The sequence below is a fragment of the Vibrio sp. 704 genome, from assembly GCF_033339295.1.
In genome coordinates, this window is sequence record NZ_JAWOUH010000004.1 from 158,546 (window position 1) to 177,385 (window position 18,840).

General features: G+C 45.1%; 16 protein-coding genes. 12 read left to right on the forward strand and 4 right to left on the reverse strand.

What is annotated here, in order from left to right:
- The first annotated feature begins 124 nt into the window (after window positions 1-124).
- The 5 genes from oppB to R7R24_RS08965 all read left to right on the forward strand — a co-directional run bounded on the left by oppB (window position 125) and on the right by R7R24_RS08965 (window position 5,069).
- Window positions 125-1,045, forward strand: a complete 921-nt coding sequence (oppB, locus tag R7R24_RS08945) for an oligopeptide ABC transporter permease OppB (protein WP_005380786.1) — start codon at window positions 125-127, stop codon at window positions 1,043-1,045.
- A 15-nt stretch (window positions 1,046-1,060) separates the two neighbouring features.
- Window positions 1,061-1,963 carry an oligopeptide ABC transporter permease OppC gene (gene oppC / locus R7R24_RS08950; RefSeq protein WP_017633861.1) on the forward strand — a complete coding sequence of 301 codons (903 nt, stop codon included), beginning with the start codon at window positions 1,061-1,063 and terminating at the stop codon, window positions 1,961-1,963.
- Between the two features lie 27 nt (window positions 1,964-1,990).
- A complete protein-coding gene (locus tag R7R24_RS08955) occupies window positions 1,991-2,962 on the forward strand; it encodes an ABC transporter ATP-binding protein (RefSeq protein WP_005380792.1) in 972 nt (323 codons plus the stop codon).
- Window positions 2,941-3,954 (forward strand): murein tripeptide/oligopeptide ABC transporter ATP binding protein OppF, encoded by a 1,014-nt coding sequence (gene oppF, locus R7R24_RS08960; protein WP_005387265.1) that lies wholly within the window; start codon window positions 2,941-2,943, stop codon window positions 3,952-3,954. The genes R7R24_RS08955 and oppF overlap by 22 nt, the downstream gene beginning before the upstream one ends.
- A 167-nt stretch (window positions 3,955-4,121) precedes the next feature.
- Window positions 4,122-5,069, forward strand: coding sequence for a glutathione S-transferase family protein (locus R7R24_RS08965; RefSeq protein ID WP_054577639.1), 948 nt, complete (start codon window positions 4,122-4,124; stop codon window positions 5,067-5,069).
- Between the two features lie 114 nt (window positions 5,070-5,183).
- On the opposite strand, the gene R7R24_RS08970 is transcribed toward R7R24_RS08965, so the two are convergent.
- From R7R24_RS08970 to R7R24_RS08980, 3 genes are all read right to left on the reverse strand, one after another.
- The gene (locus R7R24_RS08970; protein ID WP_054577640.1) at window positions 5,184-5,606 is read right to left on the reverse strand and encodes a hypothetical protein; all 423 of its coding nucleotides are present in this window, start codon (window positions 5,604-5,606) and stop codon (window positions 5,184-5,186) included.
- 343 nt (window positions 5,607-5,949) lie between these two features.
- Window positions 5,950-8,094 (reverse strand): phosphate acetyltransferase, encoded by a 2,145-nt coding sequence (gene pta, locus R7R24_RS08975; RefSeq protein WP_005380805.1) that lies wholly within the window; start codon window positions 8,092-8,094, stop codon window positions 5,950-5,952.
- Between the two features lie 136 nt (window positions 8,095-8,230).
- Window positions 8,231-9,427, reverse strand: coding sequence for an acetate kinase (locus R7R24_RS08980; RefSeq protein ID WP_005380807.1), 1,197 nt, complete (start codon window positions 9,425-9,427; stop codon window positions 8,231-8,233).
- Between the two features lie 345 nt (window positions 9,428-9,772).
- Here R7R24_RS08980 and yfbV point away from each other — a divergent pair, with 345 nt between their 5' ends.
- From yfbV to R7R24_RS09010, 6 genes are all read left to right on the forward strand, one after another.
- Window positions 9,773-10,225, forward strand: coding sequence for a terminus macrodomain insulation protein YfbV (gene yfbV, locus R7R24_RS08985; protein WP_005380809.1), 453 nt, complete (start codon window positions 9,773-9,775; stop codon window positions 10,223-10,225).
- Between the two features lie 329 nt (window positions 10,226-10,554).
- Entirely contained in the window at window positions 10,555-11,520 is a 966-nt protein-coding gene (locus R7R24_RS08990; protein ID WP_017633858.1) for an ABC transporter substrate-binding protein, read from the forward strand.
- 174 nt (window positions 11,521-11,694) lie between these two features.
- The gene (locus R7R24_RS08995; protein ID WP_206946731.1) at window positions 11,695-12,630 is read left to right on the forward strand and encodes an ABC transporter permease; all 936 of its coding nucleotides are present in this window, start codon (window positions 11,695-11,697) and stop codon (window positions 12,628-12,630) included.
- Window positions 12,627-13,421, forward strand: coding sequence for an ABC transporter ATP-binding protein (locus R7R24_RS09000; RefSeq protein WP_170893536.1), 795 nt, complete (start codon window positions 12,627-12,629; stop codon window positions 13,419-13,421). The genes R7R24_RS08995 and R7R24_RS09000 overlap by 4 nt, the downstream gene beginning before the upstream one ends.
- Before the next feature lie 141 nt (window positions 13,422-13,562).
- On the forward strand, window positions 13,563-15,389 hold the full coding sequence (gene malZ, locus R7R24_RS09005) for a maltodextrin glucosidase (protein WP_318119483.1): 1,827 nt from the start codon (window positions 13,563-13,565) through the stop codon (window positions 15,387-15,389).
- 174 nt (window positions 15,390-15,563) lie between these two features.
- On the forward strand, window positions 15,564-17,024 hold the full coding sequence (locus R7R24_RS09010) for a sensor domain-containing diguanylate cyclase (RefSeq protein WP_206946735.1): 1,461 nt from the start codon (window positions 15,564-15,566) through the stop codon (window positions 17,022-17,024).
- Window positions 17,025-17,073: 49 nt separating this feature from the next.
- Here R7R24_RS09010 and dusC read toward each other — a convergent pair whose 3' ends face one another.
- The gene (dusC, locus tag R7R24_RS09015) at window positions 17,074-18,033 is read right to left on the reverse strand and encodes a tRNA dihydrouridine(16) synthase DusC (protein WP_017633856.1); all 960 of its coding nucleotides are present in this window, start codon (window positions 18,031-18,033) and stop codon (window positions 17,074-17,076) included.
- 170 nt (window positions 18,034-18,203) lie between these two features.
- On the opposite strand from dusC, the gene R7R24_RS09020 reads away from it, so the two are divergent.
- Window positions 18,204-18,821: a YecA family protein gene (locus R7R24_RS09020; protein ID WP_054577641.1), complete on the forward strand. Its 618-nt coding sequence runs from the start codon at window positions 18,204-18,206 to the stop codon at window positions 18,819-18,821.
- Window positions 18,822-18,840: the final 19 nt, after the last annotated feature.

Here is an 18,840-nt window from a genome sequence, read left to right on the forward strand (position 1 = left end):
TAACTCGATAGAACTATAAAAATGAGGCCCTACATGTGAGAAATTGCATGTAGCGCCTATCTTTAGTCCAAAAGAATTGGACGACTTCTTTAATTTAACTGTCACAGACTGAAAGAGTGAGTTTATGCTTAAATTCATCGCAAAAAGGATATTTGAGGCGATCCCAACAATGTTGGTTTTGATCACCGTATCTTTCTTTCTTATGCGCTTTGCACCGGGAAACCCTTTCTCGACAGAGCGTCCATTGCCACCCGAAGTAATGGCAAATATCGAAGCTAAATATGGCTTGGATAAACCTGTATTTGAACAATACACCACGTATTTGACCAATGTTATCCAAGGTGATTTCGGACCGTCATTTAAATACCTTGATTACTCAGTAAACGAGCTGATCGCGGTTGCCTTACCTGTTTCGGCTAAAGTGGGCTTCATCGCCTTTATCTTTACTTTGATAATGGGGGTTACCGTCGGTACCATTGCTGCGCTCAAGCAAAATACTTGGATTGATTACACCATTATGTCGACTGCGATGCTTGGTGTGGTAATGCCATCCTTTGTATTAGCGCCTGCGCTTATCTACATATTCTCGCTTCACTGGAATATCTTCCCTGCGGGCGGTTGGCAAGATGGTAGCTGGCAGTATTTAGTGCTTCCTGTTATTGGTATGTCGCTACTGTATGTTGCTACCTTTGCTCGTATTACGCGTGGTTCGATGATCGAAACCCTAAACAGTAACTTTATTCGTACGGCACGTGCTAAAGGTTTAAGTTACCGTTATATCATTATCAAACACGCTCTTAAGCCGGCACTTCTCCCTGTTGTTTCTTACATGGGTCCAGCTTTCGTAGGTATCATCACCGGTTCCGTTGTTATCGAAACCATTTTTGGTCTGCCTGGTATTGGTAAACTATTCGTTAACGCTGCGTTTAACCGTGACTACTCGCTAGTAATGGGTGTAACCATTCTGATTGGTTTCCTATTCATTCTATTCAACGCGATTGTAGATATTTTACTTGCAATGATTGACCCGAAAATTCGCTACTAACAGGGACGTTTGGTTATGTTAACGAAAAAAGAAAACCTAGAAGCGATTGAGAAATTCTCCGAAAACTTGGAGATTGAAGGTCGCAGTCTTTGGCAAGATGCTCGTATCCGTTTCATGCGCAACAAAGCGGCGATGGTGAGCTTATTCCTTCTTGTTCTAATGACGTTGGCGGTTATTATCCTGCCAATGATCGCACCGTACACATTTGATGATACTGACTGGTACGCGATGCACGTTGCACCGAATGCTGACCATTGGTTTGGTACTGACAGCTTAGGCCGTGATTTATACGTGCGTACGCTAATTGGAGGTCGTATTTCGTTGATGGTAGGTGTTATGGGTGCATTTGTAGCGGTACTGATTGGTACGCTCTACGGCGCAGCATCTGGTTTCATCGGCGGTAAAGTTGACCGCGTAATGATGCGTATTCTAGAAATTTTATACGCGGTACCGTTTATGTTCCTGGTGATTGTACTGGTAACATTCTTCGGTCGTAACATCATGCTGATCTTCGTTGCGATTGGTGCTATCGCATGGCTAGATATGGCGCGTATCGTACGTGGTCAGACTCTTAGTCTACGTAGCAAGGAGTTTATCGAAGCGGCACATGTGTGTGGTGTAAGCAACTGGAAAATCATTACTCGTCATATCGTACCGAACGTACTGGGTATTGTAGCGGTATACTCTACGCTGCTTATCCCAAGTATGATTCTAACGGAATCATTCCTATCATTCCTTGGTCTTGGTGTTCAGGAACCAATGACAAGTTGGGGCGCTCTTCTACAAGAAGGTGCACAGACAATGGAAGTAGCAATCTGGCAGCTGGCATTCCCAGCAGTGTTCATGGTTGTGACGCTATTCTGCTTCAACTACGTTGGTGACGGCCTGCGCGATGCGCTGGATCCAAAAGACAGATAATTAAAAGATAAGATTAAGGAAGCAATGATGAGCTTATTAGATGTCAAAGATCTGCGCGTCGAATTCACCACGCAAGATGGTATCGTAACCGCAGTAAACGATTTGAACTTCTCTCTCAACCAAGGCGAAACCTTAGGTATCGTTGGAGAGTCGGGATCAGGTAAATCTCAAACCGTATTCGCAATCATGGGCCTTTTGGCTAAGAACGGTATTATTTCTGGTAGCGCAAAGTTTGAAGGCAAAGAAATCCTAAACTTACCAGAAAAAGAACTGAACAAAGTGCGTGCGGAACAGATCGCAATGATCTTCCAAGACCCAATGACATCACTGAACCCTTACATGAAAGTGAGTGATCAGTTGATGGAAGTGCTTATGCTGCACAAAGGCATGGGCAAAGCGGAAGCATTTGAAGAATCAGTACGCATGCTGGAAGCGGTAAAAATCCCTGAAGCGCGTAAGCGTATCACGATGTACCCGCATGAGTTTTCAGGCGGTATGCGTCAGCGTGTAATGATCGCGATGGCGTTGTTATGTCGTCCTAAACTGCTTATTGCCGATGAGCCAACAACAGCACTTGATGTGACGGTACAAGCACAGATCATGGACTTGTTGAATGAGCTGAAATCTGAGTTCAACACAGCGATCATCATGATCACGCACGACCTTGGTGTAGTTGCAGGTTCGTGTGACAAGGTGCTGGTGATGTATGCAGGCCGTACTATGGAGTACGGCAACGTAAACGAAATTTTCTACAATCCAAGCCATCCTTATGCGGAGGGGCTGCTGAAGGCGATTCCTCGCCTCGATACTGAGGGTGAAATTCTGCCGACCATTCCTGGTAATCCACCAAACTTGCTTCGTCTACCGCCGGGCTGCCCTTATCAAGAGCGCTGTCACCGTGTGATGGATCGTTGTAAGCGCGAGGCGCCAATTCTGACACCATTTGGTGATGGTCGTCAGCGTGCATGTTTTTCTGAATGGGAGGCTTGGAACAAATGAACGCAGTAGACAAAAAACTAATTCTGGACATTTCTGAGCTGAAAGTTCACTTCAGCATTGCCTCAAAGTCGGCATGGCCGTGGTCAAAGCCTTCGAGCCTGAAAGCGGTAGATGGCGTGAACGTTCGACTATACGAAGGGGAAACGCTTGGTGTAGTAGGTGAATCAGGTTGTGGTAAATCGACGTTTGCTCGTGCCATCATTGGTCTGGTTGAAGCTACTGACGGCCAAGTAGTTTGGTTGGGTCAAGACCTTACTAAAATGAAAAGCGTTCAGCGCCGTGAGACGCGTAAAGAAATTCAGATGATTTTCCAAGACCCATTGGCATCGCTGAATCCGCGTATGACTGTTGGTGATATCATTGCTGAACCTCTTGAGACATTCTATCCAGAACTGTCTAAGCAGGAAGTGAAAGATCGCGTTAAAGAGATGATGGCGAAAGTTGGCCTATTACCTAACGTGATTAACCGTTACCCACACGAGTTCTCGGGTGGTCAGTGTCAGCGTATCGGGATAGCGCGTGCGCTTATCCTTAAGCCTAAGATGATCATTTGTGACGAGCCAGTATCGGCGCTTGATGTATCTATTCAAGCTCAGGTGGTTAACCTACTTAAAGAGATTCAAAAAGAGTTAGGGCTTTCTCTGGTATTCATTGCGCATGACTTGTCTGTCGTTAAACACATTTCAGATCGCGTTTTAGTTATGTATTTAGGTAATGCCGTGGAACTTGGCGAGGCCGAGGCTCTGTTTGCTGATCCTAAGCACCCATATACGCGTGCGCTGATGTCTGCGGTTCCGATCCCGGACCCGGATATTGAGCGCAATAAGAAAATCCAAATGCTAGAAGGTGATCTTCCTTCACCTATCAACCCACCGTCGGGTTGTGTATTCCGCACTCGTTGCCCACAAGCAACCGAAGAGTGTGCGAAGACAAAGCCAACCATTTTAGGTAATGACGTTCACGCGGTATCTTGTTTACACGTTAGTGTATAAATTCAGCCTGTGACGGGCTTAAGCGCGACACCTTCATCGGGTCGCGCTTTTTTTATGTGTCTGATTTATACATTCGAATTTCTTGAACATGATGTCCTAAGTTCGATGATTCTCTGTTTGATAGGAAACGCTAATATAGACACAAACAGAACAAGAGGAGAGCAATCATGGGTAAGTTGGTTGAAGGTGTTTGGCAAGATGTCTGGTATGACACAAAATCAAATGGTGGCAAATTTGTGCGCGAAGATGCCGGATTCCGTAACTGGGTTAAAAACGACCCTGATGCGGAGTTTACACCAGAGTCCGGTCGATACCATTTGTATGTCTCTCTTGCTTGTCCGTGGGCACATCGAACCCTCATTTTCCGCAAGCTGAAAGGTTTAGAACCACATATTGATGTCACGGTCGTTTGCCCTGATATGCTCAGCCAAGGTTGGCAAATGGGGCTTCCTGAGCCATTGTTTGGTCACACGCGCATGTATCAAATTTACACGCAGGCCAAACCCGATTACACGGGCCGCGTAACCGTGCCTGTACTTTGGGATAAAAAGACCAATACTATTGTGTCAAACGAGTCGTCAGAGATCATTCGTATGTTTAACTCGGAGTTCAATGCGTTAACAGGGAATCACGACGACTACTATCCAGAACATCTAAAACACGTTATTGATGAGTGGAACTATTTTGTTTATCCGAATGTCAACAACGGAGTGTATCGTTGTGGCTTCGCGACTACGCAAGAGGCGTATGAAGAAGCGTTTGATTCTTTGTTTAATGCGTTAGATAAAATCGATGCTCACCTAGCGACGCATCGTTACTTAGCAGGGAACACAATTACTGAGGCGGATTGGCGTTTGTTTACGACTCTTATTCGTTTTGATGCGGTGTATGTGGGGCATTTCAAGTGTAACAAGCAGCGCATCGCAGACTACGAAAATATACAAGGCTACTTAAAAGAGTTGTATCAAGTTGAAGGCGTCGAAGACACGACGGATTTCTATCACATTAAACGCCACTACTACTTCAGCCACACTGGGATTAATCCGACGCAAGTTGTACCTAAAGGGCCTGATTTAGACCTAAATACTCCTCATGGAAGAGAAAGGATTGGCTAGTTTGCTGCTTCCATCGCAAATGAAAAAGTACTTAACGGTTAGCAATGCCGTTAAGTACTTTTGTGTCATCTAAATACCGGGAGTAGGAAGTTTACTTTTTCATTCATCGCCACCTTACTTAGCGCGTACGATGTCCATCACTAGCTTTCCGTCCACTTTTACAGGACCGTCCTCTTTAGCGCCGAGCGTATACTCAAACACACCAGTCTTCATGCCACCTTTCTCTCCGTGGACCATTAACATCAGCATATCGCCTGATTCTACTGGTTCCATCAAAATTGCATTTACGTTTTCATTCTTTCCCATTTTTAACGGAGCGTAGCCGATAACAGGACCAGGCTTCATTGATTCGTCTGTTCGGTGGACAACCATCCACCCATTGTCATCAGCATGAGCCATTTCAGCGGTCACCGTTCCTCCGGACATATCTTGATCGACGCCTTTAATAATCGGGGCGGAAAAGCTGAATGAAGAAAAACTAATCAGAAACGCAGCTAAACCAAACTTTATCAGTGATGTATTGATGAAATCCTTCATATATATTCCTTAGCAGTCAATGAGTTTGTGCATTGCATTAGCTTTTACGTATTTCCTAGCAAAAAAGTTTAGCTAAAACGTAAATAATGTCGATAAATTGAACAGGGACCGTGCTGCTTTGGAGCCAATGCATTTTTTGGGAGTGGGTCAATCGGTGTAAGAACAAGCACGAGCAATGTCGATTAGGTATGGGGGGCGATAGGGAGAAAAGCTTTGTGCACCAGTAATTATAGGTTGTGCAGTGATTGGTACAAAAAACAAATAAGTGTTCTGGCCAGCAATAGAAAAAGCCCTCGACGAATCGAGGGCTTTGTATCTATATCCAACTAGATGTCAGAAGCGATTATTTAGCTTCTTGGTCTGCTTGGATAGCTGTTAGAGCGATGGTGTACACGATGTCGTCTACTAGCGCGCCACGAGATAAGTCGTTTACAGGCTTACGCATACCTTGCAGCATTGGACCGATAGATACTAGGTCAGCTGAACGTTGTACCGCTTTGTAAGTTGTGTTACCCGTGTTTAGGTCTGGGAATACAAATACTGTCGCTTTACCTGCAACTGGAGAGTTTGGTGCCTTAGAAGCAGCAACGTTTTCCATAATAGCAGCGTCGTACTGTAGAGGACCGTCAATGATAAGATCAGGACGTTTCTCTTGAGCCAGTTTTGTTGCTTCACGTACTTTATCAACGTCTGCACCCTTACCAGATTCACCAGTAGAGTAAGAGATCATTGCAACGCGTGGTTCGATACCGAATGCTGCTGCAGAGTCAGCAGATTGGATAGCGATTTCAGCAAGCTGTTCAGCAGTTGGATCTGGGTTGATTGCACAGTCACCGTAAACCAGTACTTGATCAGGCAGAAGCATGAAGAATACTGAAGATACGATAGACGCATTTGGTGCCGTCTTGATGATTTGGAACGGAGGAACGATAGTGTTCGCCGTAGTGTGAACAGCACCAGAAACTAGGCCGTCAACTTCGTCGTTCTCAAGCATCATTGTGCCTAGGAATACTGAATCTTGTAGCTTCTCACGAGCCACAACTTCAGTCATGCCTTTCGCACCGCGCAACTCAACTAGGCGAGCAACGTAGTTTTCACGAACAGCATCTGCATCGATGATGGTTACACCAGTACCTAGCTCAACGCCTTGTTGAGCCGCTACGCGACGGATTTCATCTGGGTTACCTAGAAGTACACAGTCTGCAATGCCGCGTTCAGCACAGATTGCCGCTGCTTTAACTGTGCGTGGTTCGTCACCTTCTGGAAGAACGATACGCTTACCTGCTTTACGAGCAAGTTCAGTTAGCTGGTAACGGAACGCTGGTGGGCTTAGACGACGAGACTTCTGAGTGCCTTCAGTCATCGACTCGATCCAGTTACCGTCGATGTGGCCAGCAACGTGTTCGTTGATGAACTCGATACGCTCTTTATCGTCTGCAGGTACTTCGATGCTGAAACTCTGTAGGTTTAGAGACGTTTGCCAAGTGTTACCTTGTGCTTTGAAGATAGGTAGACCAGTGTCGAATGCTGGTTTACATAGGCCTTCGATTTCGCTAGGGATATCGTAACCGCCAGTTAGCAGTACTGCACCAATATCCACACCGTTCATTGCAGCAAGAGAAGCAGCAACGATAACATCAGGACGGTCTGCAGAAGTAACAAGTAGAGAACCCGGTTTGAAGTGCTCAATCATGTTTGGCAGAGAACGTGCACAGAAAGTTATGCTCTTGATGCGACGAGTGTTGATGTCACCTTCGTTGATGATATCTGCTTTCAGGTGTTTAGCCATGTCGATTGCACGAGTCGCAATCAGATCAATGCTCCATGGCACACAACCTAGTACACGAATTGGAGAAGTGTTGAAAATTTCCATCACTTTCAATTCGTTTTGTTTCGCGCTGTCTGCATCGTCAAAGATTTCAGATAGGTCAGGGCGAGTACGGCCAGCTTCGTCAACAGGAGCGTTTAGCTTGTTGATGATAACACCAGAGATATTTTTGTTTTTAGTGCCGCCGAAGTTAGAACATGCTACTTCGATACGCTCTTTCAGTTGCGCAGGGTTATCAGTACCTGGAGTCGCAACTAGCACGATTTCTGCACCAAGTGTTGCCGCGATTTCCGCGTTTACTTGGTTTGCAAATGGGTGCTTACGAGTAGGTACAAGACCTTCGATTAGCGTAACGTCTGCGTCTTTGTTGATTTGGTTGTAACGTTCAACAACGGTTTCTAGCAGCTCGTCCATGTTGTCGTTACCGATTAGGCTTTCAGCAACAGACATCGCCATTGGTTCACCGATCTTCATATCGCTGTTACGACCAACGATAGTTGAAGTCAGATCTGGCTGATCACCACCTGAACGTGGCTGACAGATTGGCTTGTAGAAAGAAACTTTAACGCCTTTACGCTCCATAGCGCGAAGAACACCCATGCTAACGCTTGTTAGGCCAACGCCTGCGCTAGTAGGGATAAGCATAATAGTACGAGACATTCGTAGAGTACCTTTAGCTATTTGGGGGATAAAAGCTCAACTCTTATTCCATGAAGCTCGAAGAATAGGAGTTGAGCCCCTAAGAAATTCGTTTGAATGAAAATCTGGCTAGCCGAGTGGCTAGCCAGGAATTCAATTAAAGACCTGTCAGGCGAGCAGTGTCTTCAGCGATGACTAGCTCTTCGTTAGTAGAGATAACCATTGCAGGGATACGGCTGTTTTCAGTCGTGATAACGCCTTCGCCGCCGAAGCGAGCTTTAAGGTTAGCTTCGCTATCTACTTCGATACCGAAGATGCCAAGACGGTTTAGAACCATTTCACGGATAGGGCCAGAGTTCTCGCCGATACCGCCAGTGAAAGTGATTGCGTCTAGACGGCCTTCCATTGAAGCAGTGTAGCCAGCAACGTATTTAGCTAGACGGTGACAGAACACGTCCATTGCGCGTGTTGCTTCTTCTTTTTGACCGTAGTTGTCTTCAACGAAACGACAGTCAGAAGTCACTTCAGTTAGACCTTGAAGACCAGACTCTTTAGTTAGCATCGTGTTGATTTGATCAACAGAGTAACCTAGAGCGTCGTGTAGATGGAAGACGATAGCAGGGTCGATGTCGCCACAGCGAGTACCCATTACCAGACCTTCAAGTGGAGTAAGACCCATAGAAGTGTCTACAGATTGACCGTTCTTGATCGCACATACAGATGCGCCGTTACCTAGGTGACAGTTGATGATGTTTACTTCTTCAACTGGTTTGTTTAGTAGGCCTGCAACTTCACGAGTGATGAACAAGTGAGAAGTACCGTGCATGCCGTAACGACGGATACCGTGTTCTTTGTATAGGTTGTATGGAAGAGCGTATAGGTAAGACTCTTCAGGCATAGTTTGGTGGAACGCAGTGTCAAATACAGCAACGTTTTTCAGCTCTGGGAAGTTTTTCTTAGCCGCTTCGATACCGATGATGTGAGCAGGGTTATGAAGAGGTGCAAATGTTGCAGCGTCTTGAATACCTTTTAGAACTTCATCAGTAATTAGTGCAGATTGAGTGAACTGCTCGCCGCCGTGAACGATACGGTGACCGATTGCGCCTAGGTTAGCTTTAAGCTCTGGCTTAGAAGCAAGAATAGTTTCTACCATAAACGCTAGTGCTTCTTCGTGAGCTGCACCATTGCCTAGTTGAGCTTCGTGCTTGCCATCAAGTTTCCACTTGATGCGAGCTTCAGGAAGGTGAAGACACTCAGCAAGACCTGACAAGTGCTCGTCGCCGTTCTCGGCATCAACAACGGCAAATTTAAGAGAAGAACTACCGCAGTTTAAAACTAAAACTAGCTTAGACATGTATGACTACCTGTTATTCGTCTGATAAAAATCAGTTAAAGAATGAAAAATTAATCACAAGAATAGCCGATACCCAGAAGGCTGCGTACTAATCCTGGTCAAAAATTGTTCTAATTCCATATAAAGAAATAGTGATGAACCCTTCCATCACTATGATGCGATCCGTGCAGATAGATATCTCGGAGTTGCTTAAATTGTAAATAACAGCAACAATGAGATTGAGGGTCTGCAAAGGATAGCGATAATAAGCAATGATAACAAAAAAAATTTGAAAGAATATTAACTTTCATCAATTTTTTGTACCTTCAGTTGAAATGTTCAACTATTTTTTAGTGAGAGAGCGGTATGAGTAATAAAGTCGGATTGATCCATAGCCTGAAAGATGGCCAGAATTACATGGAGATCTGGCCGGTTCGTAAAGAGCTAAGCGCCATATTTCCGGAACAGCGTATCATTAAGGCGACTCGCTTTGGCATTAAAGTCATGCCAGCCGTTGCTGCGATCAGCGTACTCACTCAAATGGCATTCAACAATTACCACGCGTTACCTCAATCCATTGTTGTCGCCTTGTTTGCGATTAGCTTGCCACTTCAAGGCATTTGGTGGCTTGGTGCTCGATCCAACACGAAATTGCCGCCTTCTTTGGCCTCTTGGTATCGGGAGTTGCATCAAAAAATTGTGGAAACAGGTTTTGCCTTAGAGCCTGTAAAAGCTCGCCCTCGTTACAAAGAGCTTGCGATAATATTGAACCGAGCGTTTCGCCAGCTCGATAAATCGTCATTAGAGCGTTGGTTCTAATTTAAATTGTTTGAAATGGAGTGTGCACTGGCCGCTCCATTTTTGATCCTGCCTCTATTACTACTTTGACGGTCGTTGATGAAGCGAGCGAAGCTTTGTTTACCAAAGATTCTTTCCGGATGAAGAAGTCCCCCTGATCACAAATGTTGCTTTAGTGTTAAATCTTTCTTTTCTTTACTAAGACTTAGTAGTAATAATAAAAACAAGATGCGCAAGAAGTGCACAGTTATATGAACACAACAATACCGCCTTCAAACATTTGAATTCACGAGTCGATACACATATTGAAAGCTCGTGAAACAAGGACGAAGTCACATCAAGGAGTTATGATGAAAACGAAACGTTTATTAGCCACTGCCGTTCTATCAGCTACTGCTATTTTCTCTTCTACCAATGTACTGGCCGCCACTGCAACTGTCGCAGTTTCACAGATTGTCGAACACCCGGCGTTAGACGCGACGCGCCAAGGGTTACTTGATGGTTTGAAAGCGAAAGGCTACGAAGAAGGCAAAAATCTAGAATTTGATTATAAGACCGCACAGGGTAATCCAGCGATTGCGGTGCAAATTGCCCGTCAGTATGTCGGCGAAAATCCTGATGTGTTAGTTGGCATCGCGACACCTTCGGCGCAAGCTTTGGTGTCGGCTACTCGCTCTATTCCTGTTGTCTTTACTGCGGTAACAGATCCGGTTGGTGCGAAATTGGTTAAGTCGATGGAACAACCAGGCAAAAACGTAACTGGCCTGTCTGATCTTTCACCCGTTGCTCAGCATGTCGATCTCATCCAAGAAATTCTTCCTCAGGTGAAAAGCATCGGGGTTGTATTTAATCCCGGTGAAGCTAATGCCGTGACTTTGGTTGAATTACTAAAAGAAAGCGCAAAAGCAAAAGGCATACAAGTGGTTGAAGCGACCGCACTAAAAAGTGCTGATGTTCAGTCTGCGACTCAAGCGATTGCAGCGAAATCAGACATTCTTTACGCCCCAACAGACAATACAGTTGCAAGTGCGATTGAAGGAATGATTGTGGCAGCGAATCAAGCGAAGAAACCTGTATTTGGTGGCGCGACGTCGTATGTCGAAAAAGGTGCAATTGCAGGCTTAGGTTTTGACTACTACCAGGTTGGTGTACAAACCGCGGATTACGTGGCGGCGATTCTTGATGGTCAAGAACCAGGCAAGCTAGATGTAAAAGTCGCGACGGGCTCTGACCTTGTAATTAACGAAAGCGCAGCATCTAAGCTCGGTATCAAGCTGCCAAGTTCTGTGGTTGAACGTGCGACAAGCATGCAATAAGTAACGCTTTTTGGGGTAAAGACCGTCACGTTGGTTGGTAGACGCTTGCCCCAAAATTGATACTCGCCGGATTTCTCGTGTAGAGCATTCTGCTAGAGAAGAAGGGGAGTATACGTTAGAAGTCTTACGTTCAGGTTGGTATTAGCCAGCCTGAGCATGCAGAAAGGAGCAGTTATGTCTGCATTTGCTTTTTTTGGCGCACTCGAAATTGGCTTGATTTATGGCCTAGTCGCTCTGGGTGTGTATCTTACGTTCCGTGTTCTCGATTTCCCCGATTTGAGTGTGGATGGCAGCTTTCCAATGGGAGCGGCGGTGGCTGCAACGGCGATTGTCGCAGGTATTAATCCTTGGCTTGCGACAATAATGGCGATGATAGCTGGTAGTATGACGGGGTGGGTAACCGCTTTTCTGGCTGTTCGGTGTGGTATTTTACACCTGTTAGCTTCCATTCTTACCATGATCGCTGCATTTTCAATTAATATTCGTATTATGGGCAAACCTAATATGGCGTTGCTTGGAGAGGATACTATTCTCACTCCGTTTGAAGCATTGGGCGATGCGATGTTTATTCGCCCTCTGGTTGTTGGGGTCTTAGTTCTTCTTTCCGCTTTCTTTGTCATTCGCCTGCTGAACAGCGACTTTGGTCTTGGTTTACGAGCCACGGGTGTGAATGCGCGTATGGTTTCTGCGCAAGGGGCGAGCACTGGCTTTTATACCTACTTTGGCTTGGCTTTATCTAACGGTTTTGTCGGATTCGCAGGCGCGTTGTTTGCACAAACGAACAGCTTTGCGGATGTGACCTCTGGCGTGGGCACCATTGTCGTTGGTTTGGCAGCTGTGATTTTGGGGCAGACCCTTATTCCCGGGCGCAAGATTTGGGTTGCGGTGTTTGCGGTCATCATCGGTTCGGTACTTTATCGCCTTACAGTGGCTTTCGCTTTGAGCTCTGGCATGTTTGGTTTACAAGCTTCAGACCTCAACCTTGTTACCGCAGTATTGGTGGCTGTGGCGCTTATTGCCCCAAAGCTAAAACAGAGCATGAGAGCGAAACAACGCGTTACTGATGCTAAACAAGCGGCATCAAAAAATGGTTCTGGGGAGGCATTATGATCGAACTAAATAATATTCAGGTCACGTTCAACCCTGGGACGATTTTGGAAAATCATGCATTGAAAGGCGTCTCTTTAGAGGTTCCAGAGCATCAATTTCTTACCGTGATTGGTTCTAATGGCGCAGGAAAATCGACGTTGCTTGGTGCGGTGACAGGTGAGACGCCGATGATAGGTGGTCAGGTTATCATTGACGGCAAAGACGTCACCAAGCAGACGGTTGCCCAACGTGCGACGCAATGCGCCCGAGTGTTTCAAGATCCATTGGCCGGGACTTGTGGTGAACTGACGATAGAAGAGAACATGGCTCTAGCGCACATGCGTGGTAAAAAACGCAGCTGGGGGTTGGCGCTCTCTACTAAACGTCGCAAGCTGTTCCAAGAGAGAATTAGCATCCTCGGTCTTGGTTTAGAAGACCGCTTGGGCGATAGCATTGGGTTACTGTCTGGTGGACAACGACAAGCCGTTAGCCTTGTGATGGCGACGTTATCGGAGAGTAAGTTGTTATTGCTTGATGAACACACGGCTGCGCTTGATCCTCGTATGGCGGCGTTTGTTATCGACTTAACTAAACGTATTGTCGATGAGTTCGATTTAACAGTGATGATGGTGACGCATTCGATGAAAGACGCATTAGCATGTGGCGATAGGACCGTAATGCTTCACCAAGGTGAAATTGTGCTTGATGTGGCTGGAGAGCAGCGCACTAACATGCAAGTACCAGACTTGTTGGATATGTTCTCCAAAGTGCGTGGTGAAGAGCTGGCAGATGACAGTCTCTTGTTGAACTAAGCGGTATCCGACAAGTCACTACGCCTACTAAGTGTGATCCTCCTTGGGAAAATTGGCTGATATGTCAACTCGCAAGGAGGATTTCTTGTCTCTAATTCTTCAATAACATAGTGGCATATCCGATGACGAGGAGTGCCCATAATGAACCTGCCATTTATTTTTCATAGTCAAACTATTGATGGTTTAGCTTTTAATGACGAGCAAATTACAGTCAGACTGAAAACCGAGACATTGGATTTTGATTCCGTCTATGTGCGTATTGAGCCGGACAATGAAGAATATCTGGTCGACATGGCTCAAGTAGGAACAGCTGGTGAATTATTACTATGGGAGGCATCGTTTCGACCAAATCAAGATCGAGATGTCACACATTATGTGTTTAAGATCCTCAAAGACGGACAACAATACTGGCTCGATGCACGGGGTGTGCAAAAGCGTATTCCACCCAAAGAGTTCCACTTTAAGTTGAATGTAAACCATCAACCACCAAGCTGGGTCCAAGAGCAAGTTTTCTATCAAATCTTTCCTGACCGTTTTTCTGCTAGTAAAAGTGAGTCTGATATTCGCCACGCTTATGCTCAGTATGATTCTGCATCGATCGTCAAGGCGTGGGGAGACGCGGTAGGCTCTCACCAAAATACCGGGGCGCGTGAATTCTTTGGCGGCGACCTCAAAGGTGTGGAGCAAAAGTTGGACTATCTTGAACAGCTCGGCGTTACTGCGCTTTATTTTAATCCGATCTTTTCTTCACCAAGTAATCATAAATACGACACCACCGATTACTTCACTGTTGACCCTATGTTCGGCACCAATGATCAGTTTGCTGAACTGTGTGAGAAAATCCGTGGTAAGAATATGAAGATTGTCTTAGACGCGGTGTTTTACCACACATCAGTGCATCATCCTTGGTTTGATATAGAACGAAAAGGAGAAGGAGCGTATGGCAATCCGCAGTCAAAGTTCCGTGATTACTACTTTTTCGAAGGCGAAACCAATCACTACATTGGTTGGAAAGGCATTGGTAACTTACCGGTTCTGAACTTTGAAAATGAACAGGTGCGCGACTACATCTACCAAAGTGAAGAGTCTGTCATCAAGTACTGGCTGAAGCCACCGTACTTGGTTGATGGCTGGCGGTTTGATGTAATCCATATGCTTGGCGAATGGGACGGCGCGAAAAACAATGCTCATTATGTGGCAGCGTTTCGTCATGCGACTAAGTCAGTAAACCCGAATGCTTATGTGTTAGGTGAGCACTTTTTTGAAGCAACGCAGTGGTTGCAAGGTGATCAAGAGGATGGGGCGATGAACTACTACGGTTTTGCTCATCCAGTCCGAGCTTTTATCGCACGACAAGACATTATGTACGATCCAATCAACATTGATGGTTTGGAGTTTAAAGCGTGGTTGGACGAAGCCAGAGCAAAAATCCCATTTTCTAATCAGCTATCGCAGCTAAATCAACTCGATAGTCACGATACTGCTCGGTTTATCACATTGGTTGATGGTGATAAGTGTAAAATGAACATCGCGCTAGCAATGCTTATGACTTACGTTGGCACGCCTTGTATTTACTATGGGAGTGAAGTCGGTCTAGAAGGAGGGCTAGACCCGGATAATCGTCGTTGTTTTCCTTGGAATGAAATTGAAAGTTCACAATGGCTATCGCTTTACCAACAATGGATCAAGATACGTAAACAATGTAAGCCTTTACAGTCGGGCTGTATTCAATGGTTGCATTGCACTAACAACCAGTTGGCGTACGCACGTGTACTGGGTCGTGAAGCAGTCGTTGTTATGATTAATCTCAGTGGTAATGAATGTTCAATCGATTTACCTATGTGGCAACTGGGCTTGGAGGTTAGCCAAGTTATATCGTTGTTAGATGACACAGAACAGGTTGATTATAAAGGTCATATCTCTGTTAATATGTCGGCACAGAGCTGCAAATTATGGCGACTAAAGTGACACCACACTCTATATTGATTAAACTCCTTTAATATATAAACGGTCTCAAACAGCGCGCACACATTTGTTTGGTCTCTTGTTATCTGGTGCTGCATTGCATGCGTCACCAGATAACGAGTATCAATTTAATAGCAGTCATAAGAGACTATTGACCTTTCATATGCATGGTACTCAATGGTAAACCAAAGGCGATTTAGCCTCTCATTTGTCATCTTTTTTCCTCTGGCGTTATTTGTAGTGGTTTTACTCGTGACAACGAAAAATTACTATGATGCGGTTAACCGCTATATCGATTCTGAGTATTCGCGTATCGAGCGTGCAATGTCTCGCGGTATTAAAGTACTCACGGCTTTAGATTACAGCTTCACCAACTATACCAATTACGCTAACCCACTGTTTGAAGAACATAATTCTTTAGTCAAAGAAGGGCTTTGTTATCTTTGGCCTATAGATGTGTTATTACTCGAAAGTGTCTATAGTGAAGGGTTACCTGCGGTTGACCTTGATTATATGATCGTAGGGGACGAAAGCTTATGTCAGCAAGGTTCAACGATTAACCAGTTAGCTGAACAAAAGGCGGGTTTTGCGCCGTCATTGTCATTTCTGCACGATATTGAATCGCACATTGTTGGAATCCATTACATTGACAAGCGCGGTTACGTTATCTCCTCACCCGATACCTACGCAAAAAATTTCACAAGAGAGCTTTTGTCAACGCTAAAAGCCCGACCTTTTTGGCAAAAAACCGCGCAAGATAAAGTGAACATTACCTTGGCTGGACCAGGGCCTGTGTTGGACTCGATGGAAGGTCAAGTCATTAGTATGACGGTACCCGTCTATGAGAAAGGAGAACATCAAGGTGTTTTGTCTATTGATTTCGACATCAATACGCTCATGGCTTCGTCGCTAAGTCTTGTTGGTCAGTTTCATTTGGTTTCCAATTTACAATCCATTCCTTCAAACAGTACACGAATCAAACCAGTCGAATTAGAGCGATTGAGTGCGAGTCACAGCATGTACTACGAGTACAACCTTTGGGATGAAGCTAAGAACCTAGCGGTTTTTGAAAAATACAGCCTTATTGTCGCACTATTTATTTACGTGCTGAGTACCGTCGTCTTGTTCTATGTGAATATGCATAGCGAGCGACGTTACTTTAAAGAACTGGCAGCAAGAGACCCAATGACCAGTTTATTGAATCGTCGAGGTATGCAAACCGTGTGGCGTAATAAGATGACAAAAAAACAGGTTGCTTTGGCAGTGTTCGATATTGATAACTTCAAGAAGATCAACGACACCTATGGTCATGATGTCGGTGATTCTGCAATTCAGCTTGTTGCAAAATGTATACGTGAAAATATTCGCCATACCGATGTTGCCTCAAGGTTTGGTGGCGAAGAGTTCGTTTTAGCTATTTATGACGAAGATTCAGAAGGCATTAAACTCATTTTAGACAGAGTAAAAAAAGCCATAGATGAGCGCTCGATACGCGTAACGAAAGAAGGCTTTACGATCTCTGGCGGTGTGGTGTTTAGTAAAGAGAGCCGAGTAGAAAACTTTGATGAATTGTTTAAAGCGGCGGATGAAAAGTTATATCAAGCCAAAAGTACCGGCAAAAATAAGATCTGTTACTAGGATTTAGGTACAAAAAGGACGAGATATTCGTCCTTTTTGTGTTCGGGAATTATGCAACCTGAGAGTTTAAGTCATCGCGGTAGCGTTGAATATGCTCAACAATTGGTGCGGCTTTATTGAACGTTCTGATTTCTCTAAATAGGTCTTTTGCTTCAGGATAAGCCTGACGCAAATAAGAGAACCATTGTTTTACGCGGTTTGGGTAATACAAGCCTTTATCGCCTTTCATCTCAAACTTGGAGTAATAGATGAGCAACTCAACCACCTCGGGCCATGACATTGGCTGGTGGTTATGTTTTACCATATTGCCTAAGTTAGGGATATTGAAAGCGCCTCGGCACACCATCAAAGAGTTAACGCCAGTCGTTTCAATGCAACGTTGACCGTCTTCATAATTCCAAATTTCGCCATTCGCAATCAGTGGGATATCAAAACGTTCGCGAATTTGGTTGATGTAATCCCATTTTATCTCAGAAGCTTTATAACCACCTTGTTTAGTACGTGCGTGTACGGTCAATTCATTTGCGCCAGCAGACTGAATGGCATCGACAATTTCAAAGCAATCTTCAGGGTTCTCCCAGCCAAGACGAATTTTTGCAGTTACGGGAATGGCTTCTGGAACGGCTTCTCGACAAGCTTTAACCACACGGTGAATGAGCTCAGGATGCTGAAGTAGAGCAGCACCACCCTTACTTTTGTTGACCATTTTGGCTGGGCAACCAAAGTTTATATCAATACCTCTGGCGCCAAGATTTGCCGCTTTAATTGCGTTCTCAGCCATCCAGTTTGGTTCTTGTCCCAACAATTGCACATGTACTGGCACACCAGATGCAGTCTGAGAACCTTGCAACAGCTCTGGGCATAAACGGTGAAACACATGATCGGGTAATAGCTGGTCGATTACGCGAACAAACTCCGTAACACACAGGTCATAGTCGTTTATCTCGGTCAGGATTTGGCGCATCAAATGATCTAAAACGCCTTCCATTGGGCCTAGTACAACTCGCATAGCTTGCCTAATACAGTTTGGTGGTAAAAAGGAGGGCGATTGTAGCGATGTAAGTTAAGTTTGTCATTAAAAGAGTCGAAGCGCCCAATGCAGTCAAACACACAACGTTAGGTTACGTGCTTTTGAGCTCTGAGGTATAATGCCGCCAAATTTATGGGAAACCAGATGTCATGCAATACATATTGATTGAAAAAGGTGAAGTTCACGTCGATGAATCTTGCCTATTTATCGAAGGCGCAGTGTTAGCTGCGAATCTGACGACAAAACCACTCGCTCCTGAAAAGTGGTTAGAGCCGCTATTAGGTGAGGGATTCAAAGCGATTCAACCAGCTGTGGAAGAGCAAATTCACAAGCAGCATAACCGAATTCAACGAAACGAATATTCCGTGCTAGAGCTAACAGGCAAAGAACCTGAACAACTTGCTGATTTTGCCGAAGGCTTTATGTCTGTTTGGCCAATGATTGAAGAACAGTGGCAAGACGTTGAGCTCAATGATGGATTACAGCGTATGCTGCAAGCATTACTGACCACTTTGATGCTGGCGATCGATGAGCCAGCAACGCAGCAACAGATGCGTGACGCAGGTATTGAAACGCCACCGGCCCTGACAGATTTAGTCGACCAGCTTGATTTAATGGTCGGTGAAGTCGCGCTGGGCGCGGATGAGTTGATGGTAGGCAATAAAGCTCAAAGCCTAAACCCATTCAAAGGTATCGGGCGCAATGATCCCTGTCCTTGTGAGAGCGGAAAAAAATTCAAGCAGTGCTGTGGTCAATCACGCGGCTAAAGCGAATCGCCGCGCTATC